The 1410-nt window shown below is 47.5% G+C and carries 2 protein-coding genes; one reads left to right on the top strand and one right to left on the bottom strand.

Going from position 1 to position 1410, the window contains the following annotated elements; translation table 11 throughout:
- On the top strand, window positions 1–1066 hold a 1066-nt coding region (locus R7P35_RS24370; RefSeq protein WP_031843317.1), incomplete at its 5' end, for a uracil-xanthine permease family protein.
- 111 nt (window positions 1067–1177) lie between these two features.
- Here the strand turns inward: R7P35_RS24370 and upp are convergent.
- The coding region (gene upp / locus R7P35_RS24375) for a uracil phosphoribosyltransferase (protein ID WP_318092916.1) at window positions 1178–1410 on the bottom strand (233 nt) is incomplete at its 5' end.

Below are 1410 nucleotides of genomic sequence, written 5' to 3' on the forward strand. Positions count from 1 at the left end.
TCCTATTATGTTCGGTATCCAAACTTGGGGTATTGGTGCAACTATGGGCGGCTTGATGGCGGCAGGTTTGGTTTACGTTGCACTTGGCGCGATGATCAAAGTGCGTGGTGTAGGGTTTATCCATAAGATTTTGCCACCGGTTGTAGTTGGCCCCGTGATCATGGTTATCGGCCTTGGCCTTGCGCCAACGGCAGTTAACATGGCGGTAGGTAAAACGGGCGACGGTGCGGTTCAGTTAGTAAATGGCGATGCTGCGGTCATTATCTCTGCGGTTTCGCTGCTAACGACGATTGCACTTAGCGTGTTCGCAAAAGGGTTCCTAAAACTGGTTCCTATCGTGGGTGGTATTTTGGCGGGCTATTCAGTATCCCTATTCTACGGTGTGGTTGACTTTACACCTGTGGCTCAAGCAGCTTGGCTTGCAATGCCCAACTTCACCATGCCTGAGTTCAACATCAACGCGATTCTATTCATGATCCCAGTTGCAATCGCTCCTGCGGTAGAGCACGTGGGTGACATGTTGGCTATCTCAAATGTAACGGGTAAAAACTACCTGAAGAAACCAGGCCTACACCGCACTATCGCGGGTGACGGAATCGCGACAATTGCAGCATCAATGGTTGGTGCGCCGCCAAACACTACTTACAGTGAAGTAACAGGCGCGGTAATGCTGACCAAAGCTTTCAACCCTGTGATCATGACTTGGGCTGCCATTACCGCTATTGTTCTTGCGCTGGTAGGTAAGCTAGGTGCGATTCTGCAAACCATTCCTGTGCCAGTAATGGGCGGCATCATGATTCTTCTGTTCGGTTCTATCGCAACCGTCGGTTTGAATACGCTGATAAAAAACAACGTTGATCTACACAAGTCTCGTAACCTAGTGATCGTTGCAGTAACACTGGTATTTGGTATCGGTGGTATGGCTTTCGGTATCGGCGAGTTCAGCCTACAAGGTGTAAGCCTATGTGGTATCGTGGCAATCCTTCTTAACCTAGTGCTGCCACACGACCTTGGTGAAAACCACGTGGTTGATAACGCTCAAATGGAAGAAGAAAGCGCGAAGTAATTCGACTGTGCGACTTTTAAGTGGTGCACTTTAACCTTTCTAAATAATAAATAAACAGCAACAAAAAAGGCTTGGTGAAAACCAAGCCTTTGTTTTATTCGGAGTAACTAATTACTTAGTACCGAAAATCTTATCACCTGCATCACCAAGACCAGGAACGATGTAGCCTTTGTCGTTTAGCTTCTCATCGATTGCCGCAGTGTAAAGCTCAACGTCTGGGTGCGCTTTTTCTAGTGCTTCAATACCTTCTGGAGCAGCAACTAGAACAAGAACTTTAATTGACTGACAGCCTTTCTCTTTTAGTAGGTCGATAGTCGCGATCATCGAACCGCCAGTTGCTAGCA

Origin of the sequence: Vibrio sp. Vb0304 (assembly GCF_033338995.1) — a bacterium.
Classification (GTDB): domain Bacteria; phylum Pseudomonadota; class Gammaproteobacteria; order Enterobacterales; family Vibrionaceae; genus Vibrio; species Vibrio alginolyticus.